Origin of the sequence: Paenibacillus assamensis DSM 18201 (assembly GCF_000422445.1) — a bacterium.
GTDB classification, from domain to species: Bacteria; Bacillota; Bacilli; order Paenibacillales; family Paenibacillaceae; genus Paenibacillus_B; species Paenibacillus_B assamensis.
On record NZ_AULU01000006.1, the window covers coordinates 318,591 to 337,789 of the forward strand.

The following is a 19,199-nucleotide window of genomic DNA, read 5'->3' on the forward strand; positions in this document are numbered from 1 at the left end:
GGAAGAGTGAACGTTGGGGAGTTCTTTGTATGTCCACCATCTACACGGTTACTTATCAATAGCCTCAGACATCGTTTTGTCTGTTAGATGAGCATAAATTTCTGTCGTTTCGGTTGAGGCGTGGCCAAGCTGCTCCTTCGTTTTGTAAATATCATTTTGCAAATAATAATCGGTAGCAAAGGAATGTCGCAGCTTGTGAATCGTTAAGGCAGGCTTGCCAAACAGCTTTGCATATTTCAATATCATTTGCTGCATGGCTCGCTTGGACATGCGCTTACCGACTTTTTCTCCATTTTTGATCGCTAAAAAATAGCCCTTCTCTTGCTTAGGGGCGTGATATCGAGTAGAACGAAGCATGAAGTATTGCTCAAGATCCATTTTGGCGCGTTCACGGAAGTAGACAGGAGTCTTGAATGTTTCATCATTGTTACCTTTGCGGAATACATACAAAAGCTTATTGTTCAAATCGATATCCTCGACATTTAAATTCACAACTTCACTTACACGCAGGCCAGAATTCAGGATTAGACTGACGATAGCCGCATCACGTATAGCATTTAGCTCATGTGAATATAAGGCTTGCTTATTGGTTGCTACATCTGCTGCATAGCCTTCGCGCACGTAGTCGATAAATTCTCCGAGTTCTTCTTCTTCGAGTAATTTCCCTTTTAGCTTGGCGGCTGTATCCTTCGGTTTGTTTACTCGTTTAATCTCAATTTTCGCCATAATGTTACGTTTCAGAAGCGGGTAGAAATTCTCGTCCTCTGCGATTTGGCTCAAGTAATGGAACAAAGAACGAAGTGAAGATAGCTTTCTAGATACTGTAATTCTGCTGTTCGTTTGCTCTTTATACGTAGTGAGATAAATACGGAACGATGTAACATGCTCCATGCGAAGTGATTCGAGATCTAACAGCGTTACTTCTTGCATGGCGGTCGCTTTGCTAATTCCTTCTATGATCAACCAGTTGAAAAAAATTTCATAGTCCCTTACATACTCCAATAAAGTAGAGGGAGATAAGTCTGGCAGCTTAAATTCGATATATTGTTGCACGAACCACGGCATAGACGGGAGTTTCTCATCCAATCGTGCGCGATCTTTACTTTTTTGAATAGACATGTTGTTGCTCCTTTAATTCATAAGTTAATACTGTTTACATGTAACCCTATTCCTATGATGACATCTATTATTATATGTGCATTCCATCAAAAGCTAAAGCGTCGATGAAGAGTGATTTGTAGCGCTTTTCACGATTATTTTAAAATCACAGTTTTTTTCATGATTTTCTTTCTTTTTCATGTGTAAACATATACACTATGTAGAGCGTTTAAAACAGTATTATATTCGACTTATTAAAATGAGAAAGGTGCAGCATATGATTCAGACATACTCGCGCAAGCAGAAGATTAAACAATTGCTTGCCATATTACTACCCATATTAGTTACGCAAGTTACGATGCAGTTAATGGGCTTCTTCGACACCATCATGTCTGGCCAATTTAGCACAGAACATTTAGCCGGAGTTGCAATGGCTGTAAGTATATGGGTTCCAGTGTACACCGGATTGAGTGGTATTTTCCTAGCGGTTACACCGATTATCGCACAGCATGTAGGGGCTGGCAGAAAAGATAAAATTGCATCAAGCCTTATTCAAGCCGCTTACTTATCTATTATCGTTGGTATAGCTGTTATTGTAATCGGGGCATTTGTACTTGATCCAATATTTAATTGGATGACGCTTGAGCCAGAGGTTGCACGCGTAGCCAGAGAATATTTGTCCGCTCTCGGTATTGGTGTTATTCCGTTGTTTTTATACACAGTGCTTCGTGCCAGTATAGATGGCTTAGGGCAAACACGTATTACGATGTTCATTACGTTATTGTCTTTTCCAATCAACGTATTTCTCAACTACTGCTTCATTTTCGGTAAATTTGGAATGCCTCGACTAGGTGGAGTCGGTGCTGGAGTAGCGACGGCTATTACGTATATCGTCATTTTCATTATTGCGGTTATATTAATGAAGCGAAATGAAATGATGCGTTCGTTAGGAATGCTTGGACGATTTGAAGCTATATCGTTTGCTCATTGGAAAGAGGTACTGACGATAGGAGTGCCAATAGGCTTGTCGATATTTTTCGAAGTTAGCGTATTCTCCGCAGTCACATTATTAATGAGCAATTACGACACCGTTACGATTGCCTCTCATCAATCTGCGTTGAGCTTTGCTTCTTTGTTATATATGCTACCGCTCAGTATTGCGATGTCTATGACGATTGTTATTGGATTCGAAGTAGGGGCGAAACGAATTCAGGATGCTAAGCAATATGCTCGCATCGGTATTTTATCTGCGGTATCGTTGTCTGTATTTTGTGCGGTATTTTTATTCTTGTTCAATGAAAATATTTCTCGTTTATACTCAAACGATCCGCAAGTTGTTGCGCTTACGCAAGTATTTATGGTGTATGCGATCTTCTTCCAGTTATCAGATGCTGTGGCAGCACCTGTTCAAGGCATACTGCGCGGTTACAAGGATGTTAAGTCGGTATTTATTATTGCGTTCTGCTCGTACTGGATTGTAGGACTTCCTGTAGGATATGTACTTGCTCAGACTACTTCGCTTGAGGCTTATGGATATTGGGTTGGTCTCATTGCAGGCTTGGCAATAGGTGCTGTGGCATTGTTCTTGCGAATGGCTCATATTGAACGGAAAGCACAACAAGGAGAATTGGCCATATAGGGTAGAATATCTTCTTTAAGAAAAAACAATCTGTAGAGTGGCTCTTTCATGTTAATTCTTTAACTTGAAAGAGCTTTTTATGTTGTAAGGCTTTCAAATGGAATAATAGATCTCATTAAAGTATGGCAATTGTCCATTACCTAGTAATAGTCGCTGGCATATACTCATAGAAACGTTATCATGATGTTCATGTAGCAAGAAGGGAGGCTTGCATGAGGATATTATTTGTAGAAGACCATCCGATGTGGAAATACGGACTGCCAAACGGATTTCGTGATTTGGGGCATCAAGTAGCTACTTGCACGTCTGATGAACATCTGCCTCGTATGGTCGCTTCATTCCGTCCTCAACTAATCATAACGATGGGTTGGACGCCGACTAATGATACGGTAGAGAAACAGCTATTCTTAGCTAAACATTTGAAGGCTGCCAATGTTCCTCATGTTTATTGGGCGACAGAAGACCCCGGATTTATGAAGCGTTTCTCTCTGCCGTATATACGAAGAGTAAAACCTCATTTTGTGTTTACGATTCATCGATCATCCGTTTCAAAATATAAACGAAGAAAGATAGCAGCCGCACATTTAGATTTCGGGCATCACCGAAGTGTCCATCATCCAACAGCTGTTCAACCTAAATATAAAACACAATTAGCACTAGTTGCCAATGGATATGCGCCTTATTACTCCAGAAAACCGAACGACTTCAGATTCAAGACACTTAAACGTATGATCAATCCTTCTTTATCCGAAGGCTATACACTGAATATATACGGAAATGATTGGCGCCGGTTGAAGGATATGTTTAGACAGTCAATTCCACGCAAATGGCTCCACCCTTATCTGACCTATACAGAAGCAAATAAAGTATATAGTTCAGCTGACATTGTACTTTGTCCGCAGAATTCTCCAGATCGTCTTACACAACGTACCTATGAGATTATGGCCTCGGGTGCTTGCATGATTACAGCAGATACACCTGAAGTAAGGCGCCGATTCAAGCCAGGTAGGGATTGTATCGTTACGTCATCAGAACAAGAAACGTTTAAATGGTTAACGTATTATTTGAATAATCCGAAAAAACGAAAAGAAATGCAGCAGCACGCATTACGGGCAGTAGCAAGACACTCTTACAAGCATCGAGCTGCCTATATCATTCAAATATTAAAGAAGCATCGTATTATTCGTTCTATTACTTAGATTACTGCATGATGCTGAAGAGGTGAGTCGATTGAGCCGATCTACACGTGTCCACATACAGTGGGTAAGCACATCCGCTGATGAACTTATGCTGCCTAACGCGCTCCTTACTCGGTGGGGGCTGAAAGACGGACGGTCTTACGTTGTGCAGGTTGGTGGGAGACATGTCAAAGCCGTGATTCGTTCTACCAAACAAGGAAATTCAAGCACCGTTCAACTATCAAGAACACTACAAAAGAAGCTATTGCTGCCGTCTGTACAAAGTTTGCATCTAAAATACTACAATGGTAAGCTGCGGCTCGGACCTATTATAGGCATTGTTTATGCACGGATCACAGATCATGCGGGGCTTATGCAGCGACACTTGAATACGCATGCAAGTGTTGTGGTGACGTTTCTTCCTAGTGAAGTGAACTGGTCGAAAGGATTGATTCATGGTCGCAGTTTGTCACGAAGTGCGATTGGCGAGTATCGAGTGAATAAGCAGCCGCTTCCTATGCCAGATGTTATCTATAATCGTATCGTCCCGTACAAGGTATATGAGCGACCGCACGTTCGGCAGTTTCTTCATCAAGCACGTGTGCGGCATATTCCGCTATTTAATCCACCGTTTATTTTTCGAAAAGATACCATCCATCAATATTTAATGAAGCATCCTGCCATTCGCTCACATTTGCCGGCTAGTATTATAGCACCTACACTTACGCAAGTGACACAATTGCTTGCTAGCCATCAAGCGGTATTTTTCAAGCCAGTTACAGGCTCACAAGGAAAAGGAATTTATAAAATGAAGAAGGATGTCGATGGAGGCTTTATCAAGGAAGCGCGATTTAATAAGAGGTATATGGTATCTACGTCTAAAGACCTTTCCAAGCTGTATCATGAAATAGTAGGCAAAAATATGCGAACGTCTTACATTGTGCAGGCAGATGTTCAATTAGCCAAGCTGCACAACGATTTCTTTGATTTTCGTGTACATCTCTTTAAAGACGGCAACCATAAGTGGCAGATTAGCGCAATCGGGGCCAATGTTTTTGGTAGTCAGAATGTTACAACACATGGCGGATGGGTTAAGCCAGTGCAAGAAGTATTGAAACCTGTGTTTGGATCAAAAGCGACAACGGTTGAGAAAGGGATACTTGCCCTTAGCCTTCAGGTAGCGAATCAGGTGACGAAGTGCATCAAGCAGCCTGTTGGGGAAGTTGCGCTGGATATTGGAGTGGACCAAAAGGGAAAGGCATGGTTATTTGAAGTCAACTCTAAGCCAGGTCTGCATATTTATAAGCATTGGAAGATCAAAGATCGCCTTAATCATTCTACAGCACTGCTTGCGGAACATTGCCGAACACAGGCAGGGTTCTAATTATGAAGCTGATAGTAATCAAATAACCTTGCCCCGATTCATGGAGCAAGGTTATTGATGTACCATTAGAACTTATGTTATTCTTGCCGCTCATTTGAGCTGCATGTAGGTTTGCTCTAGAGGGCCGTTAAAAAGTAGCGAAGTCTACACAGTATTGTTGTGGAATACTTCAAAGTAGCTTGTTTGATTGGAAGTAACGGTATTTAATGCAACGTTATTAAGGGATTGAATGATGGAAGCAATGTTGCCAGGAGTGGATGAAGATTCAAGAGCGGTAACGCTATTAACCAAGTTTACGTCGATTGCTTGATAGAAGGCGTTATTTGTATTAAACACATCCCAAGTGCCTAGGATAACATGATATCCTGTACGGTCAGTAGGAACGTTGCACGTATGGGAAACTGATTTGGCTGGTGTAGCACCGCCATCTGCAAATGTACATAAGAGTTCGAGGTCAGAACGCTTAATTGGCTGGTTAGGATCCCAATTTTTCTTCGTAATATAGTATTTCCAGTCTGTTGTAGCATGTGGAGTAGTAAGATGCCATTTAAATGTGTTCGGTCCACCGCTTAGTGTCGTTTTATCCCAGCGAGTAGAGGTTTGTGCGTTAAGTGTGCTGTACGTTCCTCTGCCAGCGCTTGTAATTTGACCATCTGCAGGTCCAGCTGTAGGAAAGCCTTTAGGTCCTTCAATATCGTGTGGGTTGTACTGGACTTGTCCACAATTGACATTTATAAGCTGATTACACTTATATGAGCGACTTTTAGGGGATTCAATGTAACCATGTGCTGAAGCCTGTTGAGCAAACACCACAGAAATCAAAGCCAGTAGAAGTGTCATTGCGAATGCTGCAAGGAAAGGAATGCTTTTAAAAGGGTTTAACAATGTACGAGTTTGTATCATATTCTAATTCCTCCTAAAATGGGTTTGGGTGGGTAAAAACGAGGTAGGCAGCGCGTATATCATCCTGTGTGTGGAAGCTGCGCTATAGAGATTGGATTGTAATCGCTTTCAGGTTGTTGCGACACCTCCTTCATACATTCGTTAACGATGCACCCCCTTTCTTAATTATTTCTATTATAGATCATAGAATTGAAGAAGGAAACTTCCATTTATATAAATTTTTAGATGAATAGATTGAAGCTTTTAATAGATTAAACAAAAGTGGATGATAAGGAATAAAAACAACCTTCTCCTTGAAAAAGGAGCAAGGTTGTTTTGGGTAATGATTCGTTTAGGTTAGAGCTTTTTCCACACGGCAGCAACACCAGGAGTTTCACCTTGCGTCCACCATTGAGCTTCATAGGTAAAGCCATTGTAAGAAACTTTGCTGCCTGCCAAATAAACTTGAGTAGAGCTCCAAGCAGGTGCTGTTGTGCCACCGCCGTTCGCTAAAGTTTTGAACGTCACGCCTGCGGAAGCAGCAGATTTATTGCCGGAATTGTCTACAGCTTTGATTGTGTACGTATAAGAAGTGTTAGCTTGTAAGCCTGCGTCTACAAAAGAAGGTGAAGTAGGAGAGCCTACAAGTGTGCCATTGCGGAATACTTCATAATAGCTAATACCAGCAGATGCATTGGAAGCAGACCAGTTCAATGTGATGCTGTTTAGAGTCTGAACGATAGAAGTAATGTTGCCAGGAACAGATGGTAATTGAGGGCTTGTACCGCTATTAACTAGGTTCACGTCGATGACTTGGTAGAAGGCATTTGCAGTATCATGAACATCCCAAGTTCCGAGGATGAGGTGGTAGCCAGAGCGGTCAGTAGGAACGTTACATGTATGGGAAACGGTTTTTGGTGGTTTTGCACCGCCATCAGTGAATGTACAGAATAATTCGAGATCAGAACGCTTTAGAGGTTGGTTAGGATTCCAGCTAGGTTTCGTGATGTAATACTTCCAGTCCGTAGTAGCGTGATTAGCAGTCAGGAACCAAGTGAATGTGTTAGGTCCGCCATTCATCGTTGTTTTATGCCAACGAGTATCTGTTTGCGCATTAAGTGCAGCGTAGGCTGGTTTAGCAGCACTAGCAATTTGGCCATCAGCAGGACCCGCTGCTGGGAAGCCTTTAAGACCTTCTAGATCATTGGGATTATATTGTGCATCCCCGCAGTTAAGGTTGATAAGTTTATTACATTTTACAACGCGGCTTTGTGGAGATTCAATGTAACCGTGTGCAGAAGCTTTCTCAGCAAATACTACCGAGATAAGAGCAAGTAGAAGAGTCATAGCAAATGCCGCTAGAAAAGGGACATTTTTAAAAGGGTTTAATAACGTGCGTGCTTGTATCATATTAATATTCCTCCTAACATGGTTTGGGTAAAATGAGTTCAAAGGCGCTCATGCATGTGTGCCACTACTCCCTATTAAGGGATCATGCAAAAGCATGCTATGATTATAGCTGCATTTAACGAGTACACGACACCTCCTTCAAGTTAGAAGCGCTAGCGATGTACACCTCCTTTCACAATGTTTATATTATAGATCATGGAAATAGAGTTGTGAACTTCCTTTTGTAAATAATTTTATTTAAGAATAAATCTAAACATATGTAAAAAGATGAAACTTGCTTGCAATAACGATAGTCAAAATATAAACCAGTAATTAGTCCCATATTTTTGGTCGTTCAATTCCCATTGTTCTCATATAGTCTAACAACTGGCCTGTGTGAACAGATTCGTGGTAAGCAATGCGGAGCAGCATATCCCCGAGCGGTCTAATAAAACCACCTAGATCATATAGGTCGATTTGAATATGTTCTAAATCGTTGATAGGAATAGTTTTTACATACTCCAAAAAATCCTCGTGATAAGGCTGTGAGAACTCGAGCTCATCATGTACAGAAATGAATGGTTTCGATTCGAAAGGATTATGCAAATTTGCTAATGCTGTACCCCCTCTACTTATTAGTACATGGTGATACAAAAATTCAGCTTGTACGATATGTCTAATCATTTCCGCACATGTAAAGGCTTTCTCATCAGGTTTCCAATGCAGCATTTCATCGGGGATAGCTCTCCATACTTTTATACTTCTACGTCTAACTTCCTCCAAATTAAATATGATTAAATCGATTGCATTCATTATTTCACTCCTTTAGTACTTATGAATGGCGAGCCATACCACATTAATGTAATAGATTGGTGTGATCGATATGCATATACATGTAAAAAGTAGAGCAGTAGAAAACAACCTTACCTCAAAAAAGAAGTAAGGTTGTTTGTTGTTTATAACATACTAGAGTTTTTTCCAAACTGCAGCTACGCCTGGAGTCTCGCCTTGTGTCCACCAACGCGCTTCATAGATAGCGCCATTGTAAGAAACTTTGGCTCCGCCAAGGTATACTTGAGTTGCGCTCCATGCTGGAGCAGTCGTGCCGCCGCCGTTATTCGTTGTGAACGATGCAGGTGAAGAGGCAGCAGATTTATTGCCAGAATTGTCTACCGCTTTAATTGTGTATGTGTAGGAAGTGTTAGCTTGCAAGCCAGTGTCTACAAAAGAAGTTGAAGTAGGGGAACCAACAAGTGCCCCGTTACGGAATACTTCATAGTAGCTAATGCCAGAAGATGCAGTGGAAGCAGACCAGTTTAATGTAATGCTGTTAAGTGTTTGAACAATAGATGTAATGTTACCAGGAACAGTTGGTAATTGAATGCCAGAACCGTTGTTGATCAAATTAACATCGATAACTTGGTAGAATCCGTTAGCTGTGTCATGAACATCCCAAGTTCCAAGAATAACATGATATCCTGAGCGGTCAGTAGGAACGTTACAGGAATGAGAAACTTTTTGTGGAGGTTTAGCACCGCCATCGTATACAGAACAGAACAATTCAAGGTCAGAACGTTTCAGCGGTTGGCTAGGATCCCAATTCTTTTTCGTGATGTAGTATTTCCAATCGGTTGTAACGTGTGCAGCTGTTAAATGCCAAGTAAATGTATTTGCTCCGCCATTTAGCGTCACTTTGTCCCAACGAGTAGCCGATTGGTCATTTAGCGCGCTGTACGCAGATCTTCCTGCACTAGCAATTTGGCCATCTGCTGGACCTGCTGCAGGGAAGCCTTTAAGTCCTTCGAGGTCATGTGGATTATATTGCACTGCTCCACAGTTAATGTTGGTCGTTAATTTACATTTGTAAGAACGGCTTTGTGGAGATTCGATATAACCATGTGCAGAAGCTTGTTCAGCGTACACGACAGAAACAAGAGCGAGTAACAATGTCATTGCGAATGCCGCAAGAAATGGAACATTTTTGAAAGGATTTAATAAAGTACGTGTTTGTATCATATTATTATTCCTCCTAACATGGATTTGGGTATTGGAATGGAATTCAGAGCACTTGTGGCTTATGTGATTAGTATCTGTAAAAGATGATGTTAAAGCGTGCTATGAATAATTTCATTTATGTGGTTCATGCACCTCCTATTAATTAATAGCCAACTATGTTCATACTCACCTCCTTTCATAAAGTGATCTTATTATAGATCATACAACTAGAGTTGTGAACCTTATTTAAAGAAAATATCATCTAGTAATTAGTATAATCTTGTGAAGAAAGTTATCTTGAATGATCGGAATCATGGTGATTTGGATGTGGGACGGGCAGGGGAAACGAGAAGCACGTCTTGTGGAAAACTGCATAGCAGCTGATGCCCGCTCTAAGTTGCCTACTTATTTAAACGTTATCATTCATAGCAGTCAAGTAATAGCTTGTCGAGGATTATAATAGGTTAAGTCGGTAAATTGCCTACTTGTTGGTATTAGTTTACAAAATCTTAACCTACATTGAAATAGACCGCGAGTCCTTATCTTGGGGAGCGAAAGCATAAAAAAGGAGAGATAAAAGGAGCATATATAACTATCTTTTCGGTTTTATAAGCTCCTTTTTATCATTAATTATTAAATCCCATTAATTCTTTAACACGTTTAGTATTTTCTATAGATGTTAGAGTCTCCAGTAGAAGGAACGCAACATCGAAGCCTGTAGCTGGATTAGATGATGTGATAATATGACTATCTTGAACGACAAGTGAATGCTGTACATTTGCTCCAAATGCAAGCAATTGTTCTTTGCGGCGACTTGTTGGATGACTATACGTAGTTGCCCGCTTATTCTGCAAAACTCCACTTTTACCCAAGGGTAAGGAAGCCACGCAAATAGTAGCAATTGGTTTGCGGTTAGCATGAAAGTGCCTTATGACTTCGAGAAATCTTTCATCATAGGCATCTTTGTAATAACCAGCCTCTTCAAATCCTCCAGGAATAGCAAGTGCATCAAAGTCAACAAGATTGATTTCATCTACAACTCGTTCAACGAGAATCGTAAAGTTCCAAGTACACTTAATTTGCTGTCGCAAGCCGACGGTGATTAATTCTGTGGCTCCATTACCTTCCCATTTGTTCCAACCAAAAACATCAGTGAATACACTAGCCTCCACTGCTTCAAATCCATCGGCTAATAGCAATAATACTTTTTTCATCTGATCGCCTCCTATCTCATTATTTTAAATCATAAATATGATGCAACACATGAGTTGAATATGGTTAACATAGGGCGTTACTTTACTTACAACGGTTATTGCCTTAAAATGCTTTATAAAGAAAGGCAGGGATAGATTTGGACAAAATTGATCAGCAAATTCTAGAAGAGCTGCAGAAGAATGCTAAAATTTCCATGAAAGAATTGGCGGAGATCGTTCATTTATCATCACCTGCTGTCATTGAGCGAGTAAGAAAGCTTGAAGATAACAATACAATTGAAGGGTATCACGCGAGTGTGTCCTTAAAGAAGCTAGATCGTGGCATCATGGCGCTTATTTTGTTCGAATCTAAAGATTGTAAGGCGCTATCTCATTTTTGTAACCATCATCCTGATGTTATGGAATGCTATCGCGTAGCAGGGGAAATAAGCTATATTGCAAAAGTAGCTACGCATTCCGTAGAAAGTTTGGAGCATTTCATTGATGAAGCAATGAAGTATGGAACACCATCAACGAATATTGTCCTCTCATCCCATGAAAAAAAGGTAAGAAGTCAATATATAGTTGAGGAGCTCTAACTGTATCTATGGTAAGATAGAGGTTATGAAGGTTTGTTCAGGAAAATTTGAGAGTAAAATCATTTTTTCTTGGATTTTTGTTCATTTTTGCCTCATATGATAAAGAGGGAAGCATTTGCAATGAACGAATAAATGGGGAACAGAAACAAACATATCGTTGGAAATATAAATACAGACAAATTTGAGGAGCGAAACAACTGAATGGTAGATTCTATATTGAAATTCCTGGAAGATTTCGGGATATGGGGTATGATGATCCATGCTTTCATTGATGCGATTATTTTCCCGATTCCAGCCTTCTTTACACAAGTATCCCTAAGTATAGTTGATCCTTCCAATGCACTATGGCTGGCTACTGTTGGATTTATTGGATGTTTATTGGGCTCGCCAATTGGATATTGGATTGGGAAAGTGGCAGGACGATCGTTTTTGAATAAAATCCTTAAAAAAGAATGGATCGATTCTGCAACGGAGATGTTTAATCGTCATGGGGAAGCTGCTATTTTTCTAGGATCATTTACACCTATTCCGTTTAAAATTTTTACCATTCTTTCAGGCAGTACCAATTTCCCTTTGTGGAAATTGATGGGGTACGCGGCGATCGGACGAGCAGCTAAGTTTTATATTGTAGGGATTTTGTTTTATATTTACGGCTCATTAGCTGAAAATGTAATTAATGAATATTTTACAATCATCAGTGCCGTACTATTTGTAGTTATTGCAATCGTATGGTTTATATTCCGCAAGTTTCGCGCTAAAAAGAAAGCGCAAATGAATGCTAGCAGTGAGTCGAAGTAAGATTATATGTAAAATGAAAAATAACAGTAAAACTTGCCTTCCTTTTGTGGGGGCGAGTTTTTTTATTTTGGCTTAGCCTAAAAATGAGGGTTTATTTTACATGAAATTATATCTAATGATACTTCATTGGGTAGATCCATATGGATCATCATCAAGATGTGAGGCGGCAAAAAGTTGCTTTCAGAACATTCCATAACATCATTTATTTCTCTGATCATATATATTAGAGGATTTTGTTTGTGGAAAGAGGTGGGATATTTGTCTGAAACTAATCCCAAACGCCAGATTTTTTCCGATGAATCTAAAAAAGTTGTACCTTGGAGCAGCGTTGCAGGGGGATCGTTAGTTGAATTTAAATCCAATGTAGAGGTAAGGAGGGGAGTAAGTTTTCAAGAAACAGCAGGGGTTGGAGTGTCCGCGTTATTTAACAAGATGAAGAATGTGCCGATCTTTGCGGACATTACAGGTGAAGCAAAAGTTCAGTTTCAGGCTCAAAGTCCGCTTGATATGCTAGAAGAGGCGGGGGTAGCCGTTAGACTACAAGCAATAGCTAGAGTTGCAGCAGGTATTGGACTCAAACCGAATATAAACATCGAGCAACTCAGAAAAATTGTAACTGAGTTGCCTGATATGAAGGGCACGCCTACTGAGCTTTTTAACTTGCTTCTTGAGGAAATTAGGATTAATGGCGTTCTCTACGCACAAGCTGCAATCGCTATAATGGCTTATGCCAACCTAGTTGCTACAGGCTCTTTGTTCTCAGATGATGAGGACATTAAGCCAGGTTTTAATATGGTATTTGAGGCTGGATATGGTTTTAAGGTTGGGGCAGGATATCGAGGTTATGTAGAGGTTAATTTTGATAGCCCAAGAAAACTTATATACCGCTATTCTGATTTGGCTGTATCAAAAATGATTGCTAGAGCAGAGCAAAGTGGTCTATCGTCCAGCCAACTATCTCTCATCCGTTCATTACAAGCCCCAATTGTTGCTACTACAAGATTAGCACTTGAAATCGGACAGTTGTCTAAAGAACAAGCCATTACTCGGAGTATTACGATTATTTTACAAGAAACACAACGGTGGATCATAAGCAAGCTCGCTAATGTACAGGATGAAGCTACCCGTTGGGCGGCAGGACAATTAGGCGAACTACTAAATAGTCAGATGAGTAAGCTAACGGAGCCATTTAAGTTCAGTGGTCCTCTAAGTACCAAGCCGTCAGAAAAGATAAGAAGAAATATGAATACCCAACTAGGACGTAAACCAGACGCGGAGCTTTCAATCGAAATAATTACTCAATATTTACTGGGCAAGCCTCTACAACAACTATTAGCGAAAACAACGGAAATCCAAATCGTTGCCAATATATTTAGTAATGCATTTCCAGGCGGAGCGGAAGAAAGCATGAGAGCCATGTTTGCCTATACGAGGTCTTCTGAGTCAAATGAAGTAGAGCTTATGCGGCGATTGGCAGCTGGACTGAAATCATTTGTTGCTGAGGTGATTAAGTCTCCTTCATTTGTAAGCGCATTGGATAAAGTATTCGCGACTAATAAGGAACTAGGTACCCTGATGCGAAGCGCATGTATTCCAGGTATAGAGCTAGCAACGCAAGTAACTTTTCCCTATATTTTGAACGAAGTTAATTATGATAGAAAACTAATACGCGAAGCAGTATCATCCGTGTTACTAACTCTAATCGGGCGCAATGTTATCCGAATATTTAATGGTATCGTCATGAAGATACAACAGGATATTGGTGGATTGCTTCGTGATGCAAGTAAAAAGCTCAATAGTGTTCAAGTACAAGATATTCTCCGAGTAACGGGCAAATCTTATATGAGGAAACCTTTGGAGGCGGGGTTCCAAGAAGCAGCTAAATTATTTGGAGACTTTATTCCACAAAAGCTATTTGATAGAATATTCGATGTTTTTACGCCTATTGGTGGGGCTGCAATATCTTCCTATGTAGACAATCTTAGAAATACAAGCTGGATGCCACGGTTGGATAAAGTTTATGAATGTTATCAGTTGATGTTAAGTGTGTTGGCGACTAAAGCCCCTATATTTGTAAGTCGTATTATCGGAGCGGTTTTGAGGGCTTTCTTAGATTATCTTAAAGAGGAATTAGAACGGCTGATTGCGATTTTTAAAATTCAAATGGACCGTTTAAAGGAAAGAATCATTATGTTGATTCAAATGAATATTGCTAATCTTTTAACCGGGATTATTCGTAATGAAGTAATTAATAAAGCTATAGAAAAAGTCCCTTCTCAATTTCGAAGTCTTGTTGAAAAAGCGGTGGATGGTGTTATAAGAGAGGTAGTTGCCAATCAACTAATGAAGCCTATCAATGACGCATTGAATCGTCTACTATTCGATCCTGGAAAAGTATTGCAAATTATGAGTGTGCCTAATAATGTGAATGAATTTGTTAAATATGTAATTAGTGTTATTGAGAAGGAAGTCAAAAAATTAGGAGCGGGATTACGTTTCAAACTTGATGTGACCATTAGCCTCCCTGATCTCCCTAAACTCCCTTTTGTGTTAGATCAACCAAGCTCAGCCATACAATCTGGAAGTGGTGAGGGTGAGGGTTTGGTTAAACCATCTGTTAGTCGTGTAATATCTTTAGGTCAGTTTACATTGACGCCTAGTCAAATATTACGTGCTATAGGTGGAGTTATTTCACCAATTGAACTAGAGAGGCGTTATTTCAGCATATTGCAGTATGCTTTTCCCGGAATCCAGCAACTTAAGCGCATTGCAGAGTTTGAAGTCTTAATACCGCAAATTATAGATCAGTTTAAGGTGAACCGCAGCTTAGCACCCGATATTCAAACCTCCACATTTGATGCTTTGATTGTATTAAGGCCAGCCGAAGAGGAACGGAGTTCTCGATCTATAGAAGTGGTTCTCCATTATGTCGGTCTCGAAAGAGGAGAGCGTGATGACCCCCATAGATATCCGACTGTAGCAGTCTTTCTCAACAACAGAGACTTGCCGCTTGATTCATTTCACTATGCATGGGATGCGCACAGCGGAATTTCTGGCAGACAGTCTGGTCTGTTATTATGGCGTACGTTGACGGTCCAAGATCTTCAGGAAGGAGAAAATCTACTATACACGATTGCAACGGATATACATGGTAGAAGTATAGAATCAGGAACAAGGTTCTCCTTATTAGCTACCGAAAGGTGAAATTAAAAGATGGACTACTTGGGTTCCGTACTTGGGTAGTCCTCTTGGTTGTACAGGGAACGTGAGAATTGGACGGTGATAGAATAAAGGGGATATTCCAAATTATTGATGTTTTAAACACGTGTTACGCCTCATAAAACAAATAATTTGCGCCCACAAACTAAAACTGCGTATAATAATGATTATATGCAGTTATTTTCATGCGCTTTTGCGTTGATATAGTAGGGAAATAGAGCTCAACTCGAATAGGAATAAGGAGAGTTATAGCAGAAAGGAGAACACGATGGAGAGTTGGACGAGAGCAGAACTGACCGAGCATTACACCGAAGAGATCGAAGCTTTTCGTTTGTGGATGTCAAACGCGGGATACACCGTCTATACGGAACGCAATTATATGGGAGACTTGTATAGTTTCTTGCGTAGTCTTCAAGGCAAACGTGTGCAGGATGCGAAAAAGCTGCAAATTGTCTCGTATTTATCGCAAGTAAAAGCAGCTGGGGTCAGTGATGCAACACGTAATCGTAAGCACTGTGCACTTATCAGTTTCTATCGGGCGTTAAATGAGTTTGACTTGGCAGAGACGAATCCTGCGCTGCAGGTGAAGAAGTCGAAGACAGAAATGAATCGAGCTCCTATCTACTTGGAACCGCAAGAGCTGCGAAGTGTCGTACAGCTTACAGATGGAAAGTACCGTGAACGAAATATGGCGGTGTTGATGCTGATGGCTTATGGGGGATTGCGCGTGAGTGAAGTTCATCGCTTGAACTTGTCTGATTATCGACCCGATCGTGGTTACATCGAAGTGTTCGGTAAGGGGAGAAAATGGAGAACGATACCATTGCCAGAGCCAGTCATTCAGCAATTAAATAAAGCGCTGCAAGAACGGAAGCAACCAAGACGTGCTGGTGAAGATGCTATATTTGTATCTCAACAGGGAAGGCGTCTATCAATTCGGAACATTCAGCTGATCGCTGAGCAGACTTTTGCACGTTTTCAACAAGACATGGGGCAAGCAACTACGATGCGCAAACGCTCTTATTCCTGTCATAAACTGCGGCACTCTTTTGCTACGATGCTTGTACGCAGCGGGACAGATATTCGAACCGTTCAGGAAATGCTCGGTCATTCGTCTATTCAGACGACGACGGTATATACGCATGTTAGTGATAAGCAGAAAGAGGAAGCAGCACAGAAGTTGTCAATGTGGATGTAGATACAGATGCTATATTTATTAATGAGGGTATTAACTAAACAACAACGGTTAGGCATATTCATTGTGCATGACTGAATCGTTGTACAGAAAAAAGTCCCCTTAGGAAGTGAAGGGGCCAATGCGGGTGCTGATTGTTCAGCACTGTATATCCTTCATTATTCAGGTAAGGGGACATATTTTCATTTATATAGGTGTTCTAATTGATCAGCTTACTGCACTTCAGACTAGACAACCGTTAAGATAATTGGTTCGTCCTTTGTAATGATAATCGTATGTTCAAATTGAGCAACAAAGCTCTGGTCAGGAACTTTGAGTGTCCATCCATCTGATTGCTGTAGTACAAAGTCTGCTTCCGTTGATAGGAAGGGCTCAATCGTGAGCACCAAACCTTCTTTCAACGTGCGCTTATCACCCTTTTCATAGTAAGGAAGAATTTGCTGCGGATACTCATGCAGCGCTTTGCCTATGCCATGGCTGCACAAATTGTTTATTACGGCATAGCCGCGACTTTTCGCTTCTTGCTGAATGGTTTTGCCGATTTCGTTCAGGCGCACGCCATGTTTGAGTTGGGAGATGACCTTCATCATCGTTTCGTACGTATCATCGCATAGCTGAGTAAGCTTGGAATCATAAGGCTCGACTTGAAAAGACTGACCGGCATCCGCGAAATATCCATCGAACTGCGCAGAAACGTCAATGTTGACGAGGTCTCCTGGTTTAATCACATAGTCACCTGGTATACCATGTGCTACCTCTTGATTTACGCTAATGCATGTATATCCTGGGAAGTCATAGGTTACTTTCGGTGCTGACAATGCTCCGTGCTCACTAAGTACACGTGCACCGATTTGATCCAATTCACGTGTCGTGATACCAGCGCGCGTATGCTTTCTCATTTCTTGAATCGTCAGTGCAACGATTTGTCCTATCTTTTTAAGGCTTGCGATTTCTTGTTCTGTTTTAACAATCATAATAATTCTCCTCTTTCATCTATATAGTCATTCGTAAATAGCGTTAATTATCATGGTTATGATAATCGTTACACAGTACTCTCCATAACGTAGTATAATGAAAATGTTGTGTCCCACACAAGTTTAACACACGATAGAAAGGTGATGGAGTATGTACGGCCTGCTTGGATTTTTCATCCTTGCTTTATTTCATCTCGTAGGAGTATGGCTCCAGCATAATGGAAACATTCCTTTACCCGGCAATGTCATAGGATTGCTATTATTTCTAGCTGCATTATATATGCGCATAGTTCGCTTAGAATGGGTAGAGCAAGCCGCCCAATTCCTATTGAAGCATATGCTGCTGTTTTTCATTCCATATGTAGTAGGCATTATCGCATTTGCACCATTGCTTGGCGAACATTGGTTTAGCATTTTAGTTGGCATCGGTGGCAGTACGACAGCAGTCCTACTTACTACTGCATGGTCTGCGCGTCGCTGGAAGTCGCAACCACTAATGGATGCTACACAGGCTCAACAGTCTTTTTCCTCTCCAACGAACAAGAGGGAGGAAAGAATGCTATGACATTTAGTGAGCTACTTCTTATTATAACAGGTATTGCTGCTACAATCGGCGCCTATTTATTGGCACGCTACGTACAAGGACGTTATCCTAGTTTTCATCCAATCTTAATTAGTGCAGGATTGTTAATCGCTGTCATTATCGCGGCCGACATTCCGTTGGAGGCATACTCCGCTGGTGGGGAATGGCTTTCGATGCTGCTTGGACCAGCTACCGTGGCACTAGGTGTACCTATATACAAGCATCGGGAACAAATTGCGAAACAACTCAAACCGATAATTATTTCGATCGTCTGCGGATCGACTCTCGGTATCGTAAGCGTAGCGTTTATGTTGTGGCTTCTAACAGATTCACAAGCGATCATACTTAGTATGCTACCTAAGTCCGTCAGCTCACCAATATCAATCGAGATTACAAAGGTGCTGCAAGGTGTACCGGAACTTGCTGCTGTATTCAGTGTATGCACGGGATTATTCGGCAGTGTATTCGGGATTACGATTCTACACAAGTTCGGTTTCCGAGATGACATGTCGATCGGACTCGCCATGGGAACGGCTGCTCACGGCATTGGGACGGCAAGATGCCTTGCCAATTCGGAAGAGCAGGGTTCTTTTAGTGGTCTTGCCATGGGCTTAGCTGGTGTCATTACGTCTATTTTATTCGTTCCCATCTATATGTGGTTGATACCTTAACAACGAATGTGCTTCTTATGAAAAGGGGAAGCACATTTTTTGATTTAATATTGTGATTTAATTCACATAAAAATTCTAACATTCATGGTATAGTGAAATCAATCCAGAAGAGGAGTGATAATGATGAGAACATTCACAACATTTGACTATAAAGAGCAGAACGTAACACGTAACTTCCTTCAATTATGCTACATGTGTGATGATAAACATCTTTGCGCTACGGAAGAAGCTTGTCGTACTTGTTGGACAGAGCAAGGAGTTCTTAAAGAAGAAGGTCAGCAAGAGACACAGCAGTTGATGAATGCTTATTACGCTTAATTAGCAGAATAAATGAGATGACAAAGTATGTGAAAAAAATAACTTGATATCTATAGATAGATTTGGATAAATAGTGAGTGCTCG

17 protein-coding genes are annotated in these 19,199 nt (G+C 40.8%); 10 read left to right on the plus strand and 7 right to left on the minus strand.

The window, feature by feature from the left end; translation table 11 throughout:
- Nucleotides 1-48 precede the first annotated feature (48 nt).
- Nucleotides 49-1,119, minus strand: coding sequence for a tyrosine recombinase XerS (gene xerS / locus H580_RS0104410; RefSeq protein WP_028593708.1), 1,071 nt, complete (start codon nt 1,117-1,119; stop codon nt 49-51).
- A 256-nt stretch (nt 1,120-1,375) separates the two neighbouring features.
- Here xerS and H580_RS0104415 point away from each other — a divergent pair, with 256 nt between their 5' ends.
- The 3 genes from H580_RS0104415 (at nt 1,376) to H580_RS0104425 (ending at nt 5,299) form a co-directional block, all read left to right on the plus strand.
- Nucleotides 1,376-2,737 carry an MATE family efflux transporter gene (locus H580_RS0104415; protein ID WP_028593709.1) on the plus strand — a complete coding sequence of 454 codons (1,362 nt, stop codon included), beginning with the start codon at nt 1,376-1,378 and terminating at the stop codon, nt 2,735-2,737.
- A 212-nt stretch (nt 2,738-2,949) separates the two neighbouring features.
- On the plus strand, nt 2,950-3,936 hold the full coding sequence (locus tag H580_RS23350; protein ID WP_051217239.1) for a CgeB family protein: 987 nt from the start codon (nt 2,950-2,952) through the stop codon (nt 3,934-3,936).
- Between the two features lie 31 nt (nt 3,937-3,967).
- Complete coding sequence (locus H580_RS0104425; RefSeq protein ID WP_028593710.1) at nt 3,968-5,299, plus strand: YheC/YheD family endospore coat-associated protein; 1,332 nt, start codon at nt 3,968-3,970, stop codon at nt 5,297-5,299.
- A gap of 144 nt (nt 5,300-5,443) precedes the next feature.
- On the opposite strand, the gene H580_RS23355 is transcribed toward H580_RS0104425, so the two are convergent.
- The 5 genes from H580_RS23355 to H580_RS0104450 form a co-directional block, all read right to left on the minus strand.
- Nucleotides 5,444-6,202 carry a lytic polysaccharide monooxygenase gene (locus tag H580_RS23355; RefSeq protein WP_157282689.1) on the minus strand — a complete coding sequence of 253 codons (759 nt, stop codon included), beginning with the start codon at nt 6,200-6,202 and terminating at the stop codon, nt 5,444-5,446.
- A 336-nt stretch (nt 6,203-6,538) separates the two neighbouring features.
- The gene (locus H580_RS0104435; protein WP_028593711.1) at nt 6,539-7,591 is read right to left on the minus strand and encodes a lytic polysaccharide monooxygenase; all 1,053 of its coding nucleotides are present in this window, start codon (nt 7,589-7,591) and stop codon (nt 6,539-6,541) included.
- A gap of 312 nt (nt 7,592-7,903) precedes the next feature.
- Nucleotides 7,904-8,383 carry a DinB family protein gene (locus H580_RS0104440; RefSeq protein ID WP_028593712.1) on the minus strand — a complete coding sequence of 160 codons (480 nt, stop codon included), beginning with the start codon at nt 8,381-8,383 and terminating at the stop codon, nt 7,904-7,906.
- 153 nt (nt 8,384-8,536) lie between these two features.
- Nucleotides 8,537-9,586 carry a lytic polysaccharide monooxygenase gene (locus tag H580_RS0104445; RefSeq protein ID WP_028593713.1) on the minus strand — a complete coding sequence of 350 codons (1,050 nt, stop codon included), beginning with the start codon at nt 9,584-9,586 and terminating at the stop codon, nt 8,537-8,539.
- Between the two features lie 605 nt (nt 9,587-10,191).
- Entirely contained in the window at nt 10,192-10,779 is a 588-nt protein-coding gene (locus H580_RS0104450; protein WP_028593714.1) for a DJ-1/PfpI family protein, read from the minus strand.
- A gap of 137 nt (nt 10,780-10,916) precedes the next feature.
- Between H580_RS0104450 and H580_RS0104455 the strand changes: the two genes are divergently transcribed.
- The 4 genes from H580_RS0104455 (at nt 10,917) to H580_RS0104470 (ending at nt 16,572) form a co-directional block, all read left to right on the plus strand.
- Nucleotides 10,917-11,357: an Lrp/AsnC family transcriptional regulator gene (locus tag H580_RS0104455; protein ID WP_028593715.1), complete on the plus strand. Its 441-nt coding sequence runs from the start codon at nt 10,917-10,919 to the stop codon at nt 11,355-11,357.
- 201 nt (nt 11,358-11,558) lie between these two features.
- On the plus strand, nt 11,559-12,155 hold the full coding sequence (locus H580_RS0104460; RefSeq protein WP_028593716.1) for a YqaA family protein: 597 nt from the start codon (nt 11,559-11,561) through the stop codon (nt 12,153-12,155).
- Nucleotides 12,156-12,413: 258 nt separating this feature from the next.
- Nucleotides 12,414-15,359, plus strand: coding sequence for a hypothetical protein (locus tag H580_RS0104465; protein WP_051217240.1), 2,946 nt, complete (start codon nt 12,414-12,416; stop codon nt 15,357-15,359).
- 283 nt (nt 15,360-15,642) lie between these two features.
- Nucleotides 15,643-16,572 carry a tyrosine-type recombinase/integrase gene (locus H580_RS0104470; protein WP_028593718.1) on the plus strand — a complete coding sequence of 310 codons (930 nt, stop codon included), beginning with the start codon at nt 15,643-15,645 and terminating at the stop codon, nt 16,570-16,572.
- A gap of 224 nt (nt 16,573-16,796) precedes the next feature.
- Here the strand turns inward: H580_RS0104470 and map are convergent, their stop codons facing one another.
- Nucleotides 16,797-17,543: a type I methionyl aminopeptidase gene (gene map / locus H580_RS0104475; RefSeq protein ID WP_028593719.1), complete on the minus strand. Its 747-nt coding sequence runs from the start codon at nt 17,541-17,543 to the stop codon at nt 16,797-16,799.
- A 151-nt stretch (nt 17,544-17,694) separates the two neighbouring features.
- Here map and H580_RS23360 point away from each other — a divergent pair, with 151 nt between their 5' ends.
- From H580_RS23360 to H580_RS0104490, 3 genes are all read left to right on the plus strand, one after another.
- Complete coding sequence (locus tag H580_RS23360) at nt 17,695-18,108, plus strand: CidA/LrgA family protein (protein WP_245583487.1); 414 nt, start codon at nt 17,695-17,697, stop codon at nt 18,106-18,108.
- A complete protein-coding gene (locus tag H580_RS0104485) occupies nt 18,105-18,797 on the plus strand; it encodes an LrgB family protein (protein ID WP_028593720.1) in 693 nt (230 codons plus the stop codon). The genes H580_RS23360 and H580_RS0104485 overlap by 4 nt, the downstream gene beginning before the upstream one ends.
- A gap of 120 nt (nt 18,798-18,917) precedes the next feature.
- Nucleotides 18,918-19,115, plus strand: a complete 198-nt coding sequence (locus H580_RS0104490) for a hypothetical protein (RefSeq protein ID WP_342663179.1) — start codon at nt 18,918-18,920, stop codon at nt 19,113-19,115.
- The last annotated feature ends 84 nt before the right edge of the window (nt 19,116-19,199 follow it).